This is a genomic window from Neobacillus sp. B4I6, from assembly GCF_050434045.1.
Taxonomy (GTDB): Bacteria; Bacillota; Bacilli; order Bacillales; family Cytobacillaceae; genus Neobacillus.
This window is the reverse complement of sequence record NZ_JBNPWB010000002.1, coordinates 850,249-868,365: the sequence shown is the minus strand read 5'-3', so window position 1 is coordinate 868,365 and position 18,117 is coordinate 850,249. Positions and strand designations below refer to the sequence as shown.

Below are 18,117 nucleotides of genomic sequence, written 5' to 3'. Positions count from 1 at the left end.
TTTCCAAGTTCCCACACCCCTTTAACTTTATTTCACTTTGAGTATGAGTATACAGAATGTTTTAGGAAAAATAAAATCTCCTGACTGAAAGAAGGGCGGAGTCCTCTAAACGCTGGGCCTGGAGCTAGACAATAATAAAAGGCTAATCAAGTCACGGTCGACATCGACCTACCTTGTTCAGCCTTTCCTATTTTAATAGCTCTTTCGCTGCTTCATCTGTTTGTTTATATTTTTCCATTGTTTTTTAACTTCTGCTTGTGCACGTTTATCAGCTTTCCTTTCGATAAACGCCAACTCCTTTTGCAACTTGTTGTAGCTTGTCAGCCGCTCAGCCGCAATCAATCCTTCTTCAATTGCCTTCACCACAGCACAGCCGGGCTCATTCTTATGCTGACAATCTCGGTAGCGACACTGGGTAGCTAAGTCTTCAATTTCTGAAAAGGTCTCTGTTAAACCGTCTGAGCTTTCCCAAAGTTGCAGTTCCCTCATTCCTGGGGTATCAATCAAAACACTGCCATTCGGGAGAAGGATTAGTTCACGGTGGGTAGTTGTATGACGCCCTTTATCATCTGCCATTCGAATATCCTGAACTAGCTGTTTCTCCTCTCCTAAGAGACGATTCGTTATAGTCGATTTCCCAACCCCTGAAGAACCAAGCAAGGCAATTGTTTTTCCTGGCTTCAAGAAAGGTTCTAGTTCCTCAAAGCCAGTCATCGTTTCGGCACTAACTGCAATAACTGGAACTCCACCAAGGCTAATCGCTTCAACCTCAGCCAGCATATTATCGAGATTTTGACAAAGGTCTGCCTTACTTAAAACTATAACTGGGTTTGCCCCACTTTCCCAAGCAAGCAAAAGGTAGCGTTCGATTCTTCTTAGATTCAAATCTTCATTCAGTGAATTTACGAGAAAGACAGTGTCGATATTGGTCGCAATGATTTGCTCTTGTGCGGTAAGACCAGCTGATTTTCTCGAGAACTTACTTTTTCGCGGCATGATGGCCAAAATGGTGCCTTTTCCTTCGTTACTCCTCGGCATTAGAGCAACCCAATCACCTACAGCTGGGAAGTCCTCTCTGTTAAGGGCATTGTAGCTAAACCTGCCCGATACCTCACATAATAATTCACCCTGTTCTGTCCACACCCTATACATTCGTTTGTGCTCGAGTGCCACACGGCCAAGAATCATCTCATCATTTGTATTTAATTTATGAAAATCACTTTTTACAGTTTCAGTTAAACCCATTGCTGCTAAATTCATCTTTATTCCCCCAGCGAATCATTATTTTTCATAATAAAAAACCATAGGCACACACAGCCCATGGTTTTATTCGCATTATGGAATAAAGGGTACAAAGGGTCCCTAACAGGAAAATCTTTGGGCTGTGCAAACAACAATATTCAAATTACGGTTTGGACTCATCGATTCAATTGCCATTGCACTTCACCCACTTTCAAACATATTTGTTATCATTATATGTGTAATATTCCCAATTGTAAATAAAAAATGAAAAATTTCCAAATTACTGCAATATAAGTTAGACACCTACCTATTTAAGCTTGAATAAATTATGGTGTAATCCATTAGATAGGAGTTGATAAAATGTCCGAGAAAAGAACTCATTCCGATTATCTTCAAAAAGCGGCGATGTATGAATTGTTAGCTCAATTTTATAAATACTCATTTCCAAACTTACACATGCAGTATTATTTAAAACACATAAAATACATGAATAAAGCGATGAACTTCATGCGTACCAATTCCCAACCAATACAATCAGAAGCGAAGGTGCGTTTCCTTCACACCTCCCCAGATTCCCCGAACATTGATATTTATATAGACGGGAAACGAGTGATAAGGGACTTACCATTTAAAAAGGTAAGTATGATTCTGTCATTACCTGCTGGAAAACATCATATAGACATTTACCCAACAGGAAACATGGTGGACAGCGTTTTAAATAAAACGATTACTGTTGAACCTGGAAAATCCTATTCACTTGCTGCAATTGACTCTGTTAAGAAATTGCGCCTGCTCGTGTTTCAGAATCAACCATCAGTACCAAGAAATGAATCGAAGGTTCGCTTTATCCACTTATCACCAGATACTTCTCCACTAGATATTGCAGTCAAAGACCGAGATGTGATTTTCCCAAATGTTTCTTATAAGCAAGCAACCCAATATTTAGGGTTAACACCGATGACAGTCGATTTGGAAGCAAGGGCAACTGGCAGTAAGACCGTACTTCTACCCCTGCCGAGGGTTCAATTTATGGCAAATGAAAGTTACACAATTGTTTTTATTGGCTTAGCCAATGGTCAACCAGAATTCCAATTCATCACTATCAAGGAATAAAAAACAGGTGCCTCCCAGTGATGAGGCGCCTATTTCACTGGTACTAAAATCGTAAAGGAAATATCATCCTTCTTTAAATCAAATTTATCTGCCTTTATTCTTATATCACTTTTTTGTTTTAACTGTTGCATATTAACATAAATAAGTTTATCTTTAGGTCTTATGTCGACTCCCTTTGGAATCTTATAATTTTTGCTAATAAAATTTAGGACGTACGAAATGGGGAGATGTAAACTGCCGATTGTCATTGATTTCTGACTTAAAACCAAATCACCATTTTCAAGTGCCTTAGGCTCGAAGGTTAACCTCATATTCAATTCCTCACTAAAGAAGGGCAAGGTACCATATAATTCAACCTCATCTCCCAATATGATTCGATAATCAATCGGTGAATCAGCGGCCTCTTCCTTTAAATAATGATTGATGAGTTTATTTAAATCCTTCTTATTTGAATTAACTTGGAAGGAAACATATTCACCCATTGGCACATTCCATTTGCTCGTTTGCCGGCCATCCGACGGGAACATGACCAGCGACAACATAACAATAGCGAACAAAAGGTTGATTCCTATTAACAGCAGGAATCCAATTTTCCATTTGTTTTTCATCTAATTCTCCTCTGTATTGACCATATATGGCGTTTTGTCCAATTCAGGTAATACTTGTTCTTCTAATGTCTTGTTCAACCTTTGCGCAATCAACTCATAGCCTTTGTCATTTGGATGAAAATTATCTGTAAATAATAAATTTTCGTTAGAATTTAAAAACATGTCTTCTATCGAGACAAAATAGGCATTGGGGTAATTAGCAACCACCCTTTGACCAGCCTTATTCCAATCAGCAACAATCTCATCCAACTCTTTAATTTCTGAAAACCATTTAGAAAATGGATTATATAACCCCACTAATACAACTTGGGTATGGGGATTTTCCTCAATGATAACCTCGATAATTTGCGTTAAATGAGTTCGATAGGATTCTTTTTCGGTGGTAAACGTGGAAAGTTGAAGGTTATCAATATTGTCCTTGACGACTTTCATTATGTCGTTTCCACCTATCGTTAGAATAACAAGATCTGCCTTTTGTATCACAGCTTTCATTTTTGTCGTTTTCAATCGTTTTAAAAGTTGAGTTGTCCGATTACCTTTTACGCCATAATTATAGAAATCAACTTCTTTTATACCTTTTTCTTTTTCAAGCATTGTTTCTAAATATGGCAAGTAGCCGCCTTTGTTTGTACTATCACCTACCCCTTGAGTAAGTGAATCGCCTGCTGATAAAACTGTTATTTTGCGGGGGACGAAGTCAGCGGGAACTTGTGCAAATGCCTGTGCTGCTGTTTTCTTTTCAGAATGTAACGCCCATTGGTCAACTTGATTACATGAACATAGGAATAATACCGTGAGAATTAGAAGGGGGAAGAGCTTTTTCATCTTAAATTCACCTGCCTTCTAAATTATAATTATTATAACACGGCTTGAATCATTCAAAACAATATGTACTATGTCCTATTCCTGCCAAAAAAAATAGACCTGTCCGAAGGTCTATTGCAATGCTTTCATATCATGAATTATTTCATCAAAGGGAACATCCTTGTAACCATCATAGGATTTTTTAATATGTCCTTCTTGGTCTACCAAATATAGAGAGGTCCCATGAATCACTTGATTACCCTCGACAGGTTTTTTGACAAGTGCTTTATAATTTTTCAGGGCGAAGTTTTCAATAAATTCCTGCGAGTATCCAGTCACAAAGGTCCAATTTTTAAAATCCACATGGAATTGTTCCCCATAACGGGTTAATACTTCAGGGGTATCGACAACTGGATCGACACTGAAGGAGACCAATTCAACATTCTTCAAGCCTTCATCCTTGACCATTTTTTGTAATTTTGTCAAGTTAGAAGTCATCGGCGGACAAACATCTGCACAGCTTGTAAAAATAAAATCTGAAATCCATACCTTACCCTTTAAATCCTTTAATCCAAAGGATTTATTGTCTTGATTTGTAGCCGTAAAGTCCTTAATTGGCCAGTCGACGGCATTTTCTATTTCTTTTTGTCCACACGCCGACATAATGAGTGTTGTAAGAACTAAGACCACTACTAAAAACCGAGCCTTCATACCATCACCTGCAACCTTTTTTCTATTCCATATCGTGAATAGTTTAACAAAGATTTGAAAAAGAAGAAAGGAATTGGTTTGTTAATCGATTACACCTGTTCGTTCAATCGTATTCTTTACATGGACATCGAAGGTAACGTCCTTATATTTCTTGTCCCACTCCTCCTTCGTAATCGTTTTTCCTCTTAAATGGGCTTCGTATTCATTTCCAAAACCGATTGGGTCTATTTCTAATTTCTTAAAATGAAAAAGTAAATCTTCTATTTTCTTTTCCATCGACTTATCAAACTTTTTTTCAAGAAACTTTACCGAAGCCGGTTTACCTAATTCTAAGGCTTGGGTCATTTCTAATAACCTTGAATCTAATTTTACATCCACTCTAAAACGGAGGTTTTTTTGATCCACTAATTTAATCTTAGTATTGCTCCGAATGTTTTCAATGGTGAGATATATCTTACTGAATATTGGTTTATTGGAATAATTTTCATTGTTCAAAATGATTTTTTTCAATTGACTGGTCTTAAATCCAATTTCTTTTGTACCTGCTTTATATTTATCAATTAAAATTTTTAAATAAAAAAGGTCCCCTTTGACTAATTCATCAACTAAGCGGTCATCCTTAAAAAGTCCAACCCCAGTAATAATAACATCTTGATCCTTTACTTTTAGAATAGGAAGAACAGGGTCTCTTCCAATATCATAATAATTATGATTAAACTCATGCAGGGTCGGGGAAATAATTTGCTCCCCCTCCACATTTTGTTTAATTAAATTATACATATATGTCCCAAGATTTAGATTTTCTTTACTATTTTCAATTTGCAATATTTCAGCTGCTGATTGGTCTGCAATGGTCAAATAAACCATATTACCGATTGCAGCATCTCGATTTAATGTATCTACGAGCTGAATAATCCCTTTTTTAGCAAGATCTCTACTGTAGACAACCGAACGAAGCTGACCAGAAACGAGTTTCTGATTGGATTGAAGATTTTCTTGTTGTCTTAATCCTTTGCTTGTTTTTGCCACAGAAGTAATTACTTTTGTAGCAGATTGGGTGGTCATTGGATCAAATTTTTGTACGACTACGGTTCCTCTTATTTGATTTTTCCCTTCCATATCGAATCCCGCTGTTGTAATAAGACCTAATTTTTCAAGAGGCTTTTGCTGAACACAACCTGCGCTGATGACCATCGTCATGGAACAAACCAAAAGAAGGATTGTTCTGCTTTTATGATGCTTCCGCACTTGTTTTCTTCCTCCTTAAGAACCATTTTTTCACCAAAACCAACAATGAAAGGAGTATTGGATAACAGAAGGCACATAAAAAGCCGAGATGAGCTACAAAATCAGTCAGTTCACTCATTTGATACCTTGCTTTAATAAAAAATGACCCCCCCCAAACAAGGATACCAATGATCCAAATCCCCTTCTTTTGTTTCCAATTTATGATCCGATTAAATCCCTTCGATGCAGCCCATAAATAACTGCACATGTTTGGCAATATGACTAACATCCAAAATGAAACGGCAATAAATTCAAACCGTTCTAAGTTTGGTAACCGAACGATTTTAAACATCGATAAAACAGGCCAAATGGTCCGAGCCAACCCATTTTCCGCAAAGAATGTAATACACACCATTGTAATCGAAGTAAACAGAATAGTAGTGTATATATTTCCTATTTGCGAATACAGAAAAACCTTTTTTTTATCCTTAACATATGGATATAAAAACATAAGCAGTTCAAAGCCCATTAGTGAAAAGGATGTTTTAAATACACCATTTATAATATGTTTCAAATCTGTATTTAAAAGAGGAAGCAGATTCTTAGGGTCTGAATACTGCATCGGCACGATAAGGATAAAGATCATCCAAACAGTCCCTAATACTGAAATAAAAGCCACTCCGACAATGATACGAATGCCGCCATTAACGGCATAAATTGTTAAAAGGATTAGCGCAAGAGAGAGTTGCCATGTAGGTAAGTCAGGAAAAATCCATACTTGAACAATTTCAATATAATTCATGTGGATGACAAAAAAACTTAAGCTCATGTAGATCATATAAAAAATGTTCATCGCATTCCCAAGCCACTTGCCAAAAATATCTACTTGGATTCCATATAAATCAGCGCTATCATATTTTTTTAGCATTAAAACCATCATTGCTAAGACAACGGCAGATAAGATTCCACCGAGAAATACAGATATCCATGCATCATGTTTGGCCGCTAAGTACACTATCCTCGGTAATCCAACAATTCCTACGCCCGTTTGCGTTGCATGTATAAAAAACACGACAAGAAATGCATTAACCAATAATCCATCCTTTGGCTGCAAATTCACTTTCATCCTGACCGCTCCTATTCATCTACATCCTTTTTTTCAACACCTTTTTGTTTTGGAAAAAGGTCATTGTCAACGGGACGGTTCGTTACTGGCCTGTGAGATAAGAATTGAGCAGGAAATTTAATAATACTGTATCCTAAGTCCCTCCACCTAAAGGGATAGACTGGCATGAGATAGGGTCTCCCAATTGTAGTTAATCTTAAAAGGTGAATGAGAACAAAACAAAATGATAGCATAATTCCAATTCCCCCCCATATACCTGCTAAAACGATAATTGGAAAACGAATCATCCGAACGGCGGTACCCATTATATAGCTTGGTGAAGTAAAGGAACCTAGCGCACTAAGTGCGATGATGATTATTAAAATATTACTTGTAAACCCTGCTTGTACCGCTGCCTGACCAATGACAATACCACCAACAATACCCATTGTTTGACCTACTTTGGTTGGCAGCCTTGCCCCGGCTTCTCTTAAAAGTTCGATAACAAATTCTAAAAGAAGGGCTTCTAGTACTGGTGGGAACGGAACATTTGCCCTAGATTGACCAAGCGAAATTAGCAGCGCTGATGGAATGACTTCATAATGATAAGTCAATACAGCCACATAGGCCGGGGTCAATAATATCGATAAAAAAATAGAAATAATTCGAAGCATTCTTAAGAAAAAACCCATATTCCAACGCATGTAAACATCTTCGGTTGATTCAAAGAAACTAAGGAAGGGTGTTGGTCCATAAATAGCAGACGGAGAACGATCCATCATTACCGCAACCCTCCCCCTCATTAAGGATAGGGTGACTCGATCTGGTAGTTCAGTTGACATGATTTGCGGGAATATCGTCCAACTATTATCCTCTATTAACTGGCCAAGTACCGTTGTATCCGGAATATAGTCGTACTCTAACTCCGATATTCTTTGCCTAAACGTATTTACATTATTTTCATCAGCGATATCTTTAATGTATACAAGCTTTCCAGGTGTTTTCACCCTTTTTCCGATCGTGATATCCTCCATGCACAATTGTGGGTCTTTCAAATTACTCCTGATAATATTTAAATTTCCTATTAGGGATTCTGTAAAGGAAATCTTTGGACCGTACACAAGCGACTCGGTTTCTGCCTTTTCAAGGGATCTTTCAACAGTTTTCCCGACATTTGCAAGGATCCCGTACGGTTCACCATCCACATAAATGTACGCTTTCCCTTCTATTAATGAAGACACGATTTCTTTTAATTGATTGGCTGCAGAGATTTCTGCAATCGGCAATATTTGGGCAAGACTCTCGGTGGTCCATTCAACTTGTGTATTTTGTTGAACGGGTATTAATGCAAATTCATCAAAGCTTGTTTTATCAATAAGGCTGCTTAAAAAGCAAAATACTATCTTTTTCCCGTTCTTTTTTAAGGTCCGAAAATTCAGGTCTGAACAATCACCTATCTCAGTTTGTAATTCTGATTTAAGATCGTCCACATTTAAACTATGCGGTTTCTTATCTTCAGACTGTTTATTTTCTGATTTTCGCTTAAACATTGGCAACACCTTAACCATTCAATTTTTTTTATCTTTACCAAAAACTCTAATATTAACCAAAAGAAAATAAAGGGTGTCAGGCACCATGTGAAAACTTCACATGGTGCCTGACACCCTTCGTCTGATAAATTTATTCAAAATAATACATGAGGGCAATTGTCCCCGGTCCAGTGTGAGTGCTTATCGTAGGACCCGTGTAATCAATCGAAATATCTTTATACCCGGTTAATTCAGTAATTGCCTTTTTTAGTTTAGAGGATAATTCGTATGCTTCCGCATGAACAATGCCAGCACCATATATCGTTTTTCCTTGGACATCCTCCGCAAATTGCTTGGCCATATATTTAACCACCTGTGTATGGCTGCGAACCTTGGCGACGGGATTGTATTCCGCGCCTTCAAGCGAGGCAATCGGCTTGATATTTAATAATGAACCTATAAAGGCTTTTCCCTTACCAATCCGTCCACCCTTCACCATGTTCTCAAGGGTATCTATCATAATATACAATTTTGTATGTTCGCGCACCCTATCAAGCCGGTTAAGGATTTCGTCCATACTCTTACCCTGCAAGGCCATTTCCGCTGCTTCCTTTACCTGGAACTGGAGGGCTATCGAGATAAACATCGAATCAATGACTGTAACTTTCGTTTTCGTCATTTGGGCTGCACTCTCAGCAGATCGAACTGTCCCGCTCATTTTGCCTGTCATATGGATTGATAATACCTCATAGCCTTCTTCTCCAAGCCGATCGTAAACTTCAAGAAAAGTACCCGCAGAAGGTTGGGAACTTTTCGGTAATTCCTCAGATTTTTTCATTACTGTTATGTATTCAGCTGCATCAATTTCTACTCTGTCTAAGTAAGATTCACCATTTATTGTTACGGACAAGGGCACAACCACAATACCAAGTTTTTCGGCCATTTCTAGCGGCATGTCCATTGTTGAATCGGTTACAATTTTAATTTTGCTCATAACTATCACTTCCCTAACAGTACTGCTATGTATTATACAGTTAACTACTATTGAAAGGAATAACATCCATCACTTTTCATGTTTTTAAAAAAAGGTCTGTTAAACTTGGCTGTTGATTTCCGCTCCAGGTGCGTGCGGTTCGCGGGTAACTAACCCGCCTCCTCGGCGCTTGCGCCAGCGGGGTCTCCCTCAGGAGTCTTCGCGCCTTACGTTCCAATCAACATAGTGCCAAAATCAACAATGACATAGCCAAAATAAAAGAGCACCGCTGGGGGATACCCTGCGGTGCTCGAATGGCATTAAGCATTATGCGTTATTCTTTAATTCTCCAACTTTAAACAATTGTTCATAATCTGGCCACTTCATGACCTTTTTCAAATAATCTTTAAAGGAGTAGCATTTTTTTAAGTTTATTTCGTCGTAAAGCGACGTAACAAACTTCTGTAAACGGACTTGGATCATAAATTTATAAGTGCTATCTTCCTCCAATACAGGAATGTCCATGACTTTAACCTTCTGTCCAACAACATTTTTGAACTCTAGGCTTTTGAATAACAAAATATCAATCCTCTTTTTCACCCGTTTGAGTATATTATACACTCTTTGGACGACGAATTGTGTCTAATTATGAATAGATTAAAAAATATTTATGAATTATTAATATGTCGGTACTTAAAAAACATAAAAAACAGGATCTTTCAGCTAGAAGTTAAAAACAATCGTATTTCAACAAAAAAGACCCTAAGGGAGTTTTATCTCTTAAGGTCTTTTGTATTCCATTTATGCTTCGACTACCTCATCTTCTTTGTCTTCTTCCTGCAGCTTTTTCAAGCGTTTGCGGTAGACAAACTTCGATAAATTAATACTGATTTCATAAAGGAGCAAGAGTGGCAAGGTTACCACAAAATCAGACATAAAGTCTGGTGGTGTAATAACGATTGCAATAATAATCAGAACGAAATACGCATATTTACGAATTTTTGCTAAAACAAACGGATTAATGATGCCAAGTGAAGTCAAAAACATAACTACGACTGGAAGCTCAAACAGTACCCCGAATGGCAAGGTCATATTCATGATAAAGCTAAAATATCTTTCGGCAGTGAAGTTTGTGACAAACATATCTTTTCCCATATTCACCAAAAAGTCTAGAACCATCGGAAAGATAATAAAATAACCGAAGGCAAGACCAATGATAAACAAGAAAAATAAAGCCGGAACATAAGAAATCGTTATTCTTCTTTCTATCGGTCTTAATGCTGGTCTAACAAATAGCCAAATTTGCAAAGCCAGAACTGGAATAGTACCCGCCACAGCTACAACAGTTGCCAGCATGAAATAAATCCACATTATATCACTTGGTCCGAGAACCATCAGTTTTGTATTTCCAACAAACCATTTATAGATATCGTCTACATAAATAAAACCGGCGATAAAAAAGACTACAAATGCAAGTGCAGATACAATAATTCTTTTGCGTAGTTCTTCTAAATGATCAACTAAATTTAATTCTTTATCATCCATGTACTTCCCCTGCCAATTTCAAAAGGTTAAAGATGTGCACGTATATATCGCTCATAGAGTTGACTCTAAACGAAATAGTGCCATTGTTTTAATAAGATGAACAAGTTTTCATGCATTTTTATAGGTTAAACCTAGAGAAGAAAAAGGTGTAAGACTTAAAATCTCACACCTTATTTAATCAAATTTTTCTTTTCTTCATCAATATCTTTCATAACATCGTCTGTTAGTTCACGGGTTGACTTTTTAAATTCTTTTAATGTTTGTCCGAAGGCGCGGCCAATTTCCGGAAGTTTCTTAGGTCCAAAAATAATCAATGCAAGTGTTAAAATCAAAATCAATCCTGGTATACCGATATTAGAAAACATGGATTTTCATCCCCTTTAATTGTTGTATTATATCTACTATGATTATAGTACCGAAAATTCGTTTTGAGTTAGTTATATGCAATAATTCATAGTAAATTCACAATATCTAGAAAAAGTAAAACAATAGTGATTTATAGCATTTTCGTATCATATTATTAATTACTAATGACAATTTAACAATTACAACTAACGAAGTCAATGATTAAATGCGTTTAAGGAATTATTAAAATATTTTGATAACTTTCTTTTATTTGAATATAATTGGATCATTAGGAACATATATTTTTCAGAATGACAAATAATAAGGATAGGATGTGATGAGGATGGAATTTTCACTTTGCAGTTATGATGGGGCTCTTCCTGTGGAGGTAACACTTGATGATGATAATGGAAGATACACCATTCGTAAAAGCGATCGTAGTGGGGAATATTTTAATAGCCCACTGGAACTAATAAGCTGGGTTAAAACACATTTCAACGAAAGAGAATTTTGCCATCCACATGAATTTAGGGGTATGCTTGCTAAATTAGCAGATTACGAATTAAATGGATCCTATTTCTAATATCAAACAAAAGAAAGCACCAGCGATGCGCTGATGCTTATTTTTATAAGTCCAAACCTGATCAATCCGCGCTACGATTTTCTTTCATATATTTTGAATTCATAATCGTACGGATTCTTCTCATCCATTAAGCCCTTTTCACTAGACACTAGTTCCCATTTGCTACGATCAAATTCAGGAAAAAACGTATCCCCTGCAAATTCTTCATGAATAAGCGTGATGTATAGACGATCCGCAAACTCAAATGTCTCGTTAAATATTTCCGCTCCACCAATGACGAAAATTTCTTCGCTTTGCTTTTTGCTGTTCTTTACAAAATCCTCAATGGAATAAAAAACCGTACAATCTTCACTCTGATAATTAACCTGGCGGGTGATCACAATATTTTCTCTGCCAGGAAGGACACGACCAATGGATTCATGCGTTTTTCTTCCCATCGCAATTGGGTGGCCCATCGTCACCCTTTTAAAAAATTTCAAATCCTCCGGCAATCGCCATGGTAATTGATTATCTTTCCCTATTACTCTGTTTTCGTCCATCGCAACAATAAAAGAAATCATACACTCACTACTCCTTTAATGTGAGGGTGTGGATCATATCCCTCTAGTGTAAAGTCTTCATACTCAAAAGAGTAGATATCCTTGACTTGTGGATTAATTTTTAGAGTTGGCAACGCTCTCAGCTCTCTCGCCATTTGCAACTTTACTTGTTCGAGATGGTTTTGATAAATATGAACATCACCAAAGGTATGGATAAATTCACCTGGCTCCAAGCCGCACACTTGGGCAATCATCATTGTTAGCAGTGCATAGGATGCGATATTAAATGGGACGCCAAGAAATACATCGGCTGAGCGTTGATAAAGCTGGCAAGACAGCTTCCCATCTGCCACATAAAATTGGAACATACAGTGGCACGGCGGTAACGCCATATTATCTACCTCAGCAACATTCCAGGCATTGACAAGTAGTCTTCTTGAGTTGGGATTCGTTTTAATCTGGTTGATAAGCTCCGTAATTTGGTCAACGGTTTTTCCATCCGCACCTGTCCAAGAACGCCATTGGTGACCATAGACAGGACCTAATTCCCCATTTTCATCTGCCCATTCATTCCAAATGCGGACCCCGTTTTCCTGTAGATACCGAACATTCGTATCCCCATTTAAAAACCAAAGCAGTTCATAGATAATCGATTTTAAATGTAATTTTTTGGTCGTCACGAGTGGAAATCCTTCTGCCAAATTAAATCTCATTTGATAACCGAAGGTGCTAATTGTACCCGTACCAGTTCGGTCGCCCTTTATGTTTCCATTTTCAAGTACATGCTTACATAATTCTAAATATTGCTTCACCGTGGACACTCCCTTATCTGCACATATTTATCTATTTTAACAATCAAGGGCAAATTAGTGAAGCGATAGCTGTTTCAAAAATTCAAATGTTTTTGGTGCTTTCTTCCGTAATAGTTCTTTTGTATCATCATTTAAATAGTACATTGCGAAGGTCTCTGCAAAATATTCTTCCGGATATAAAAAATAGCTGTTTCCCGGAAATAATTGTTCATGTTCCTTTTCCCATACGCTCATAAAGTCCTTGGAACCACTAATCTCCCCATACACATAGCGATCGATCGAATGGGCCAACTCATGTAATTCTAGATTTACAGAACTATGACCCTTTCCTGATTCACTGGAACCAATCTTAACAAGGACCACCTTCGATCCTCCAATCCCTGGGACATCATCCCAGGTTACGTTAGATGTATAACCCCGCGGAACCTGCCCAGTTAATTGTCTTGCAGTGGGATTATCCGTCAGCTTTCCATTAAAAAGTTTCAGGTTAATTCCCTGATTGTTTATTTTTTTCAAAAGGGAGAAAGGTAAAGAATTGATTCTGGAAATCATAGCAGCCGCTTCTTGTTGATCAAAGTGCTCCTTTGGTAATACAATTATTTGATCTAAAAGTGCTACTGACCGATCATCTTTAAGAGATTGGTAGATTAGCGAATTTCTAGGATAATCTCCAAGCAAAATACCATCATAAGAAGCTTGTGATGTAGTTATGGATGATAGAAACAAACCAGCGATTAGTAGAGTAATTACCGATTTACGCAAATTATCATCCCCTAATAATTCAATATATTAATTGAATTATAACATAGGACTTAGTCAGTTAATTTGAATTTACAAGCCAAAAATGGGGAATAAAGGCAAAAAGCTGCCGAATACGGCAGCTTCAAAATTTTAATAAATTTAAACTTCTAATCCATAATTTCGGCAAAGGGAGGCTAATCCACCTGCAAAACCACTGCCGATCGCGTTAAATTTCCAATCACCGTTATGGCGGTAAAGTTCACAAATAACAACCGCTGTTTCGACCGAAAAATCCTCGCCAAGGTCAAATCTTAAGACCTCATTATTAGTATCTTCGTCAACCAAGCGAACAAAGGCATTAGAAACTTGGCCGAAATTCTGGAATCTTGCGTCCGCATCATGAATGGTCACAGTAATCGCAATTCGATGCACATGCGTGGGAACTTTACTAAAGTCAATCTTGATTTGCTCGTCGTCGCCGTCGCCTTCTCCGGTTCGATTATCACCCGTATGTTCAACAGAGCCTGAAGAGTGAATCAAATTATTGTAAAAAATAAAGTCGGAATCCTGGATAACTCTGCCATTCGCATCTGTTAAAAACGCGGATGCATCCAAGTCAAAGTCATTTCCACCATGATAACGATTCGTATCCCAGCCGAGTCCAACAATTACCTTGGTTAGCCCAGGGTTCGTTTTTGTTAAATCAATTCTTTGTCCCTTTGCTAAGTTTATTCCCAAACGTATCACCTCTATTTGAACTTTATTTAATTACCTAACTAAAGGAACGAACAACTTCACTAAGGCTGGCAGCATTTGTACCACTGCCGATTGCCGCAAACTTCCAGTCATTGCCGTGACGATAAATTTCTCCTGTCACAAGGCATGTTAGCCCGCTATAATTATCTGATAAATTATAATGAATGAGCTCTTGATTGTTTCCAGGATTCACGACTCGGATAAAAGCATTTTTCATCATCCCAAAGTGCTGCTTTCTCTTTACACAGTCATAGATATTTACAACGAAAACAAGTTTCTGAATATTGGACGGTACTCTGCTTAAATCGATCATTACCTGCTCGTCATCACCGTCTCCGTCGCCTGTTAAATTATCTCCTGAGTGTTGTACACTGCCGTCATTGCTCTTTAAGTTTCCAAAATAAACAACGTCCTTATTGTTTTGCAGCTTGTCGTTTGCACCAAGCATAATAACGGAAGCATCACAGTCAATATTAGCAGAACCACCGCCACTGAATAAACCGCCGAATAAGCCGCCGCCACCGCTGCTTTGTACTGGATCCCAGCCCAAACCTACCATGATTTTAGATAATCCTGGATTACTCTTCGTTAAATCAACACGTTGCCCTTTTTGTAAATTAATAGCCAATTCAATCACCCCAATAAGAAATTTAGTAAATCAAAAACTATTTATTAACTAAGATTGTTTCAACTGTTTAAAGTTATTTTGCAGTTGTTCTAAACGTTTGGTGCCTTCAATCCGCATCCGTTTATTTTCATCTTCGATAGCCCTTGTTTCCTGCATGCCTTTGATGATAATATTCCAAGATTCTTCAATCGTCTCGATTTTTATACTTGGACCTCCGGCAAGCCTAGCAATATCCGTGCTTTGCTGGGAAATGTTTTGCGCATTTTTCAGAAGCATTTCATTTGTCCTGCGGTCAAGTTCACTCATTGAATCAGCAACCAGCTTTTGTCTTTTCGCCGCCATCGCTTGAATCAGACCATTTTTAAAAATCGGGATGGTCGTCACAAATGCCGAATTGATTTTTCCAATCAGTTTCGTATTTCCTCTTTGCAAAAGACGAATCTGCGGAGCAGTCTGCAGTGAGACCATTTTGGCCATTTCTAGATCATAGATGCGTTGTTCTAATAACTCAATGACATTTTTCAGCGAGTCCAATTGCATGGAGGCAAGTTGATCACCTGCTCCAGCTCGGGATTCAAGCTGGGGAAGTTGATTATTTTTTAGTTCCTCAACTTTTATCTCACCCGCAACAATATACTTTTCAAGCGTTAAATAGTATTGATAGTTTTGCTCATACATTTGCTCGAGCATATTTGTTGCATCAACCATTTCATGCTGATATTTCGATATTTCTATGTATACCTTGTCAATCTCGGAGCCCATGGTTTGGTATTTGCCGAACAGCTTTTCAACCACTTTTTCACCCTTTTTAAAGAGCTTACCAAAAAATCCACCTGAAGTTTTTTGAAAGTCCTTAGCATCAAACTTATCCATAATCCGGCCCAGTTGTTTAAGCAGTTCACCAGAATCCTCCACTTTTGAAGTCTTCATATTGTTTAATATCTGATCCGAAAAACGGGAAATTTGGACGGCTGGTTCCTTCCCAAACTCTAAAACTTGGATTTGGTCACGCTCATCAATCGTGCGGGCTAAATTTTGAATTTCTGGTTCTTTCCGAAGTGCAAGTTTAATGTCAGAGACTTTTGTTTCTGTTAGGATGTCATCCGTACCTGCTGGCTTTAAACCGCTTGATGGATTCGGCGTAAGAGTCACTTATTAATCTCCCCTTAAATTTTTTAAGATTCCTTGAAAAAGCCCTTTTTTAAAAATAGACGGTTCTTTAAATTCTAAATCAAAAACAACGTCTTCAAGCCAATGCTTATCAAATAAACGTTCGTCCAAGAAATTTTCAATATCATTATGACCAGGAGGATTATACAGGATGATATCAATACCAAATTGATTTAATAGCAAGATAAGTGCTGCATCTGACCTTGAGAGTATACCTGCTAATTCATTATTGTAAATGATTAATTTAGGTATATGTTGCGAGTAGTCAAATCTTTCGATTAACTGAATGATGGGTTTTGGCATAAACAAGGCCTGTGTAAATAAATACATTTTTACGTCTTCTATACTTTCCTTAGGGAAGGGCTTTAAACCTGGTTTTTCACAGATTCTCCTAACGGCATTAGCGATTCCTTTTTGTAATCCTGAAGATAAAAAGGAATATGGCCAGTAATGTGCTTGCATCATAGTAGCCGGATTAATTAAGCCATCCTTATCAAGGGCATTTCGATAATGAAAGCGAAAATCACTTGTGCTTGTCATCGTGATTGGCAATCGGCGAATCAGTAAACTATGCTCTAATTCACTGAGTGATTGCAGACGGTCCCAGTACTCTTTGCGATTTTTACTAACACCCTGTACTTTAGCAAAGATAGAAGGTATTTTGACTTGTCCGTTCCCCACCTCAAAATCTGGTCTGACCATCGCCATTTCTTTCCCAAGAATAAATAGTTCATCATAGGTCGTTTTTAATGTAATCGAGGACGGAGTATAATCTCTTAATTGCCATGGTTTATAAAGACCTGAACCCTCTTGGTTTAAAATCGTTTCAATTTCTTTTGAGGCTCTATATGCAACCGTTGCCTTACGACTGCGCTTTTCCTTCGGGAACGGTTCCGCAGGCAGCTTATTTTGAAATTGATGCGAGAAGATTGGGTCCTCCATCATACCTTCTAAAATATCCTTACCTTCTGGATGGAAAATAACAATATCACAGGCAAGCCTGCTTAAATAATATAAAAAATATTGGTGGCTTTTCTTAAAGTCGCCGTACCACAAAAATCTAGGCATTTCGATTTGTGGATCAGCCATCTCCAAAACGGGCTGTAAATGATTGATGGACCATTTAACAATGTCAACAAGCACCCGCCTAAGCTCGTGGTTCTTTAGCCCGTCCCCTTCAAGTTTTGCGTACAACTCCAGTGTTGCGATCATCGCTTCTCTTATCTTCCTATGGATTACCGGTACCTTTGATTTCAACAATAACTGTTCCCCATCTAGAAAAGCCGTAAATCGGTTGATGGACAGCTTTTGTTCACGATTAATATTTATGACTTTTTGAATGGATTGAAAGTGAGTGTTGTTAATTGTTTTATCTAGTGATTCCTCACTTAGCAAATGAAGTCTCCATTCCTCATTATTAACATAATCAAAAAGCTGGTTATAATAGGTATCCGTATCGATTGGTATCCCAAGGAACTTTCCAAGTACTTGCCCAATGTGAATTTTTCCATTTTCTAATGAATAATTTGGCCGTTCAGGTAGCGGTTTTTTCAGCAAGGCGTGCCAATTTTCATATGAAAGGGATACTGGATGGGCGATTAGCTGATTTAATGATGGATGCATTCATAATCCCTTCCTCAAAAAAGAAAGCTATTTTTCTAGCGCTAGAAAATTATGTAAGGTTTC

Annotated in this window: 20 protein-coding genes; 2 read left to right on the top strand and 18 right to left on the bottom strand. The window is 37.7% G+C overall.

All coding sequences use genetic code 11. From position 1 onward, the window contains the following. Positions 1–192: 192 nt before the first annotated feature. Positions 193–1,260, bottom strand: coding sequence for a ribosome small subunit-dependent GTPase A (gene rsgA, locus QF028_RS06255; protein ID WP_429464539.1), 1,068 nt, complete (start codon positions 1,258–1,260; stop codon positions 193–195). A gap of 342 nt (positions 1,261–1,602) precedes the next feature. Here rsgA and QF028_RS06250 point away from each other — a divergent pair, with 342 nt between their 5' ends. Next, positions 1,603–2,355, top strand: coding sequence for a DUF4397 domain-containing protein (locus tag QF028_RS06250; protein ID WP_429464538.1), 753 nt, complete (start codon positions 1,603–1,605; stop codon positions 2,353–2,355). A 29-nt stretch (positions 2,356–2,384) separates the two neighbouring features. Here QF028_RS06250 and QF028_RS06245 read toward each other — a convergent pair whose 3' ends face one another. From QF028_RS06245 to QF028_RS06200, 10 genes are all read right to left on the bottom strand, one after another. Next, complete coding sequence (locus QF028_RS06245) at positions 2,385–2,963, bottom strand: YpmS family protein (protein ID WP_429464537.1); 579 nt, start codon at positions 2,961–2,963, stop codon at positions 2,385–2,387. Beyond that, positions 2,964–3,788: an SGNH/GDSL hydrolase family protein gene (locus tag QF028_RS06240; RefSeq protein WP_429464536.1), complete on the bottom strand. Its 825-nt coding sequence runs from the start codon at positions 3,786–3,788 to the stop codon at positions 2,964–2,966. 111 nt (positions 3,789–3,899) lie between these two features. Then, positions 3,900–4,478 (bottom strand): SCO family protein, encoded by a 579-nt coding sequence (locus tag QF028_RS06235; RefSeq protein ID WP_429464535.1) that lies wholly within the window; start codon positions 4,476–4,478, stop codon positions 3,900–3,902. A gap of 81 nt (positions 4,479–4,559) precedes the next feature. After that, a complete protein-coding gene (locus QF028_RS06230; protein WP_429464534.1) occupies positions 4,560–5,726 on the bottom strand; it encodes a Ger(x)C family spore germination protein in 1,167 nt (388 codons plus the stop codon). Continuing rightward, positions 5,710–6,831, bottom strand: a complete 1,122-nt coding sequence (locus QF028_RS06225; protein WP_429464533.1) for a GerAB/ArcD/ProY family transporter — start codon at positions 6,829–6,831, stop codon at positions 5,710–5,712. Before QF028_RS06225 ends, QF028_RS06230 begins: the two co-directional genes overlap by 17 nt. Before the next feature lie 11 nt (positions 6,832–6,842). Then, positions 6,843–8,360: a spore germination protein gene (locus QF028_RS06220; protein WP_429464532.1), complete on the bottom strand. Its 1,518-nt coding sequence runs from the start codon at positions 8,358–8,360 to the stop codon at positions 6,843–6,845. Between the two features lie 130 nt (positions 8,361–8,490). Further along, positions 8,491–9,333: a DegV family protein gene (locus tag QF028_RS06215; RefSeq protein WP_168244827.1), complete on the bottom strand. Its 843-nt coding sequence runs from the start codon at positions 9,331–9,333 to the stop codon at positions 8,491–8,493. Between the two features lie 306 nt (positions 9,334–9,639). Beyond that, a complete protein-coding gene (locus QF028_RS06210; protein ID WP_215003185.1) occupies positions 9,640–9,891 on the bottom strand; it encodes a DUF2535 family protein in 252 nt (83 codons plus the stop codon). A gap of 222 nt (positions 9,892–10,113) precedes the next feature. Beyond that, positions 10,114–10,857 (bottom strand): twin-arginine translocase subunit TatC, encoded by a 744-nt coding sequence (gene tatC / locus QF028_RS06205; RefSeq protein ID WP_168244829.1) that lies wholly within the window; start codon positions 10,855–10,857, stop codon positions 10,114–10,116. Positions 10,858–11,027: 170 nt separating this feature from the next. Beyond that, positions 11,028–11,222 (bottom strand): twin-arginine translocase TatA/TatE family subunit, encoded by a 195-nt coding sequence (locus QF028_RS06200; protein WP_098931751.1) that lies wholly within the window; start codon positions 11,220–11,222, stop codon positions 11,028–11,030. Positions 11,223–11,545: 323 nt separating this feature from the next. On the opposite strand from QF028_RS06200, the gene QF028_RS06195 reads away from it, so the two are divergent. Next, complete coding sequence (locus tag QF028_RS06195) at positions 11,546–11,785, top strand: hypothetical protein (protein WP_088088697.1); 240 nt, start codon at positions 11,546–11,548, stop codon at positions 11,783–11,785. Between the two features lie 71 nt (positions 11,786–11,856). Here the strand turns inward: QF028_RS06195 and QF028_RS06190 are convergent, their stop codons facing one another. From QF028_RS06190 to QF028_RS06160, 7 genes are all read right to left on the bottom strand, one after another. Further along, complete coding sequence (locus QF028_RS06190) at positions 11,857–12,345, bottom strand: dihydrofolate reductase (protein ID WP_215003182.1); 489 nt, start codon at positions 12,343–12,345, stop codon at positions 11,857–11,859. After that, positions 12,342–13,136, bottom strand: a complete 795-nt coding sequence (locus tag QF028_RS06185) for a thymidylate synthase (RefSeq protein WP_429464531.1) — start codon at positions 13,134–13,136, stop codon at positions 12,342–12,344. Before QF028_RS06185 ends, QF028_RS06190 begins: the two co-directional genes overlap by 4 nt. Positions 13,137–13,190: 54 nt before the next feature. Beyond that, complete coding sequence (locus QF028_RS06180; protein ID WP_429464530.1) at positions 13,191–13,898, bottom strand: anthrax toxin lethal factor-related metalloendopeptidase; 708 nt, start codon at positions 13,896–13,898, stop codon at positions 13,191–13,193. A 138-nt stretch (positions 13,899–14,036) separates the two neighbouring features. Then, positions 14,037–14,615 (bottom strand): TerD family protein, encoded by a 579-nt coding sequence (locus QF028_RS06175; RefSeq protein WP_088088701.1) that lies wholly within the window; start codon positions 14,613–14,615, stop codon positions 14,037–14,039. A 34-nt stretch (positions 14,616–14,649) separates the two neighbouring features. Beyond that, positions 14,650–15,261: a TerD family protein gene (locus QF028_RS06170; protein WP_215010947.1), complete on the bottom strand. Its 612-nt coding sequence runs from the start codon at positions 15,259–15,261 to the stop codon at positions 14,650–14,652. 48 nt (positions 15,262–15,309) lie between these two features. Next, positions 15,310–16,413: a toxic anion resistance protein gene (locus QF028_RS06165; RefSeq protein WP_410885959.1), complete on the bottom strand. Its 1,104-nt coding sequence runs from the start codon at positions 16,411–16,413 to the stop codon at positions 15,310–15,312. Between the two features lie 3 nt (positions 16,414–16,416). Next, entirely contained in the window at positions 16,417–18,054 is a 1,638-nt protein-coding gene (locus tag QF028_RS06160; protein WP_429464529.1) for a YceG family protein, read from the bottom strand. Positions 18,055–18,117 lie beyond the last annotated feature (63 nt).

Coding starts and splice junctions, on each gene's coding strand:
- rsgA (WP_429464539.1), bottom strand. CDS start 1,260: ATGAATTTAGCAGCAATGGGTTTAACTGAAACTGTAAAAAGTGATTTT.
- QF028_RS06250 (WP_429464538.1), top strand. CDS start 1,603: ATGTCCGAGAAAAGAACTCATTCCGATTATCTTCAAAAAGCGGCGATG.
- QF028_RS06245 (WP_429464537.1), bottom strand. CDS start 2,963: ATGAAAAACAAATGGAAAATTGGATTCCTGCTGTTAATAGGAATCAAC.
- QF028_RS06240 (WP_429464536.1), bottom strand. CDS start 3,788: ATGAAAAAGCTCTTCCCCCTTCTAATTCTCACGGTATTATTCCTATGT.
- QF028_RS06235 (WP_429464535.1), bottom strand. CDS start 4,478: ATGAAGGCTCGGTTTTTAGTAGTGGTCTTAGTTCTTACAACACTCATT.
- QF028_RS06225 (WP_429464533.1), bottom strand. CDS start 6,831: ATGAAAGTGAATTTGCAGCCAAAGGATGGATTATTGGTTAATGCATTT.
- QF028_RS06220 (WP_429464532.1), bottom strand. CDS start 8,360: ATGTTTAAGCGAAAATCAGAAAATAAACAGTCTGAAGATAAGAAACCG.
- QF028_RS06215 (WP_168244827.1), bottom strand. CDS start 9,333: ATGAGCAAAATTAAAATTGTAACCGATTCAACAATGGACATGCCGCTA.
- tatC (WP_168244829.1), bottom strand. CDS start 10,857: ATGGATGATAAAGAATTAAATTTAGTTGATCATTTAGAAGAACTACGC.
- QF028_RS06200 (WP_098931751.1), bottom strand. CDS start 11,222: ATGTTTTCTAATATCGGTATACCAGGATTGATTTTGATTTTAACACTT.
- QF028_RS06195 (WP_088088697.1), top strand. CDS start 11,546: ATGGAATTTTCACTTTGCAGTTATGATGGGGCTCTTCCTGTGGAGGTA.
- QF028_RS06190 (WP_215003182.1), bottom strand. CDS start 12,345: ATGATTTCTTTTATTGTTGCGATGGACGAAAACAGAGTAATAGGGAAA.
- QF028_RS06160 (WP_429464529.1), bottom strand. CDS start 18,054: ATGCATCCATCATTAAATCAGCTAATCGCCCATCCAGTATCCCTTTCA.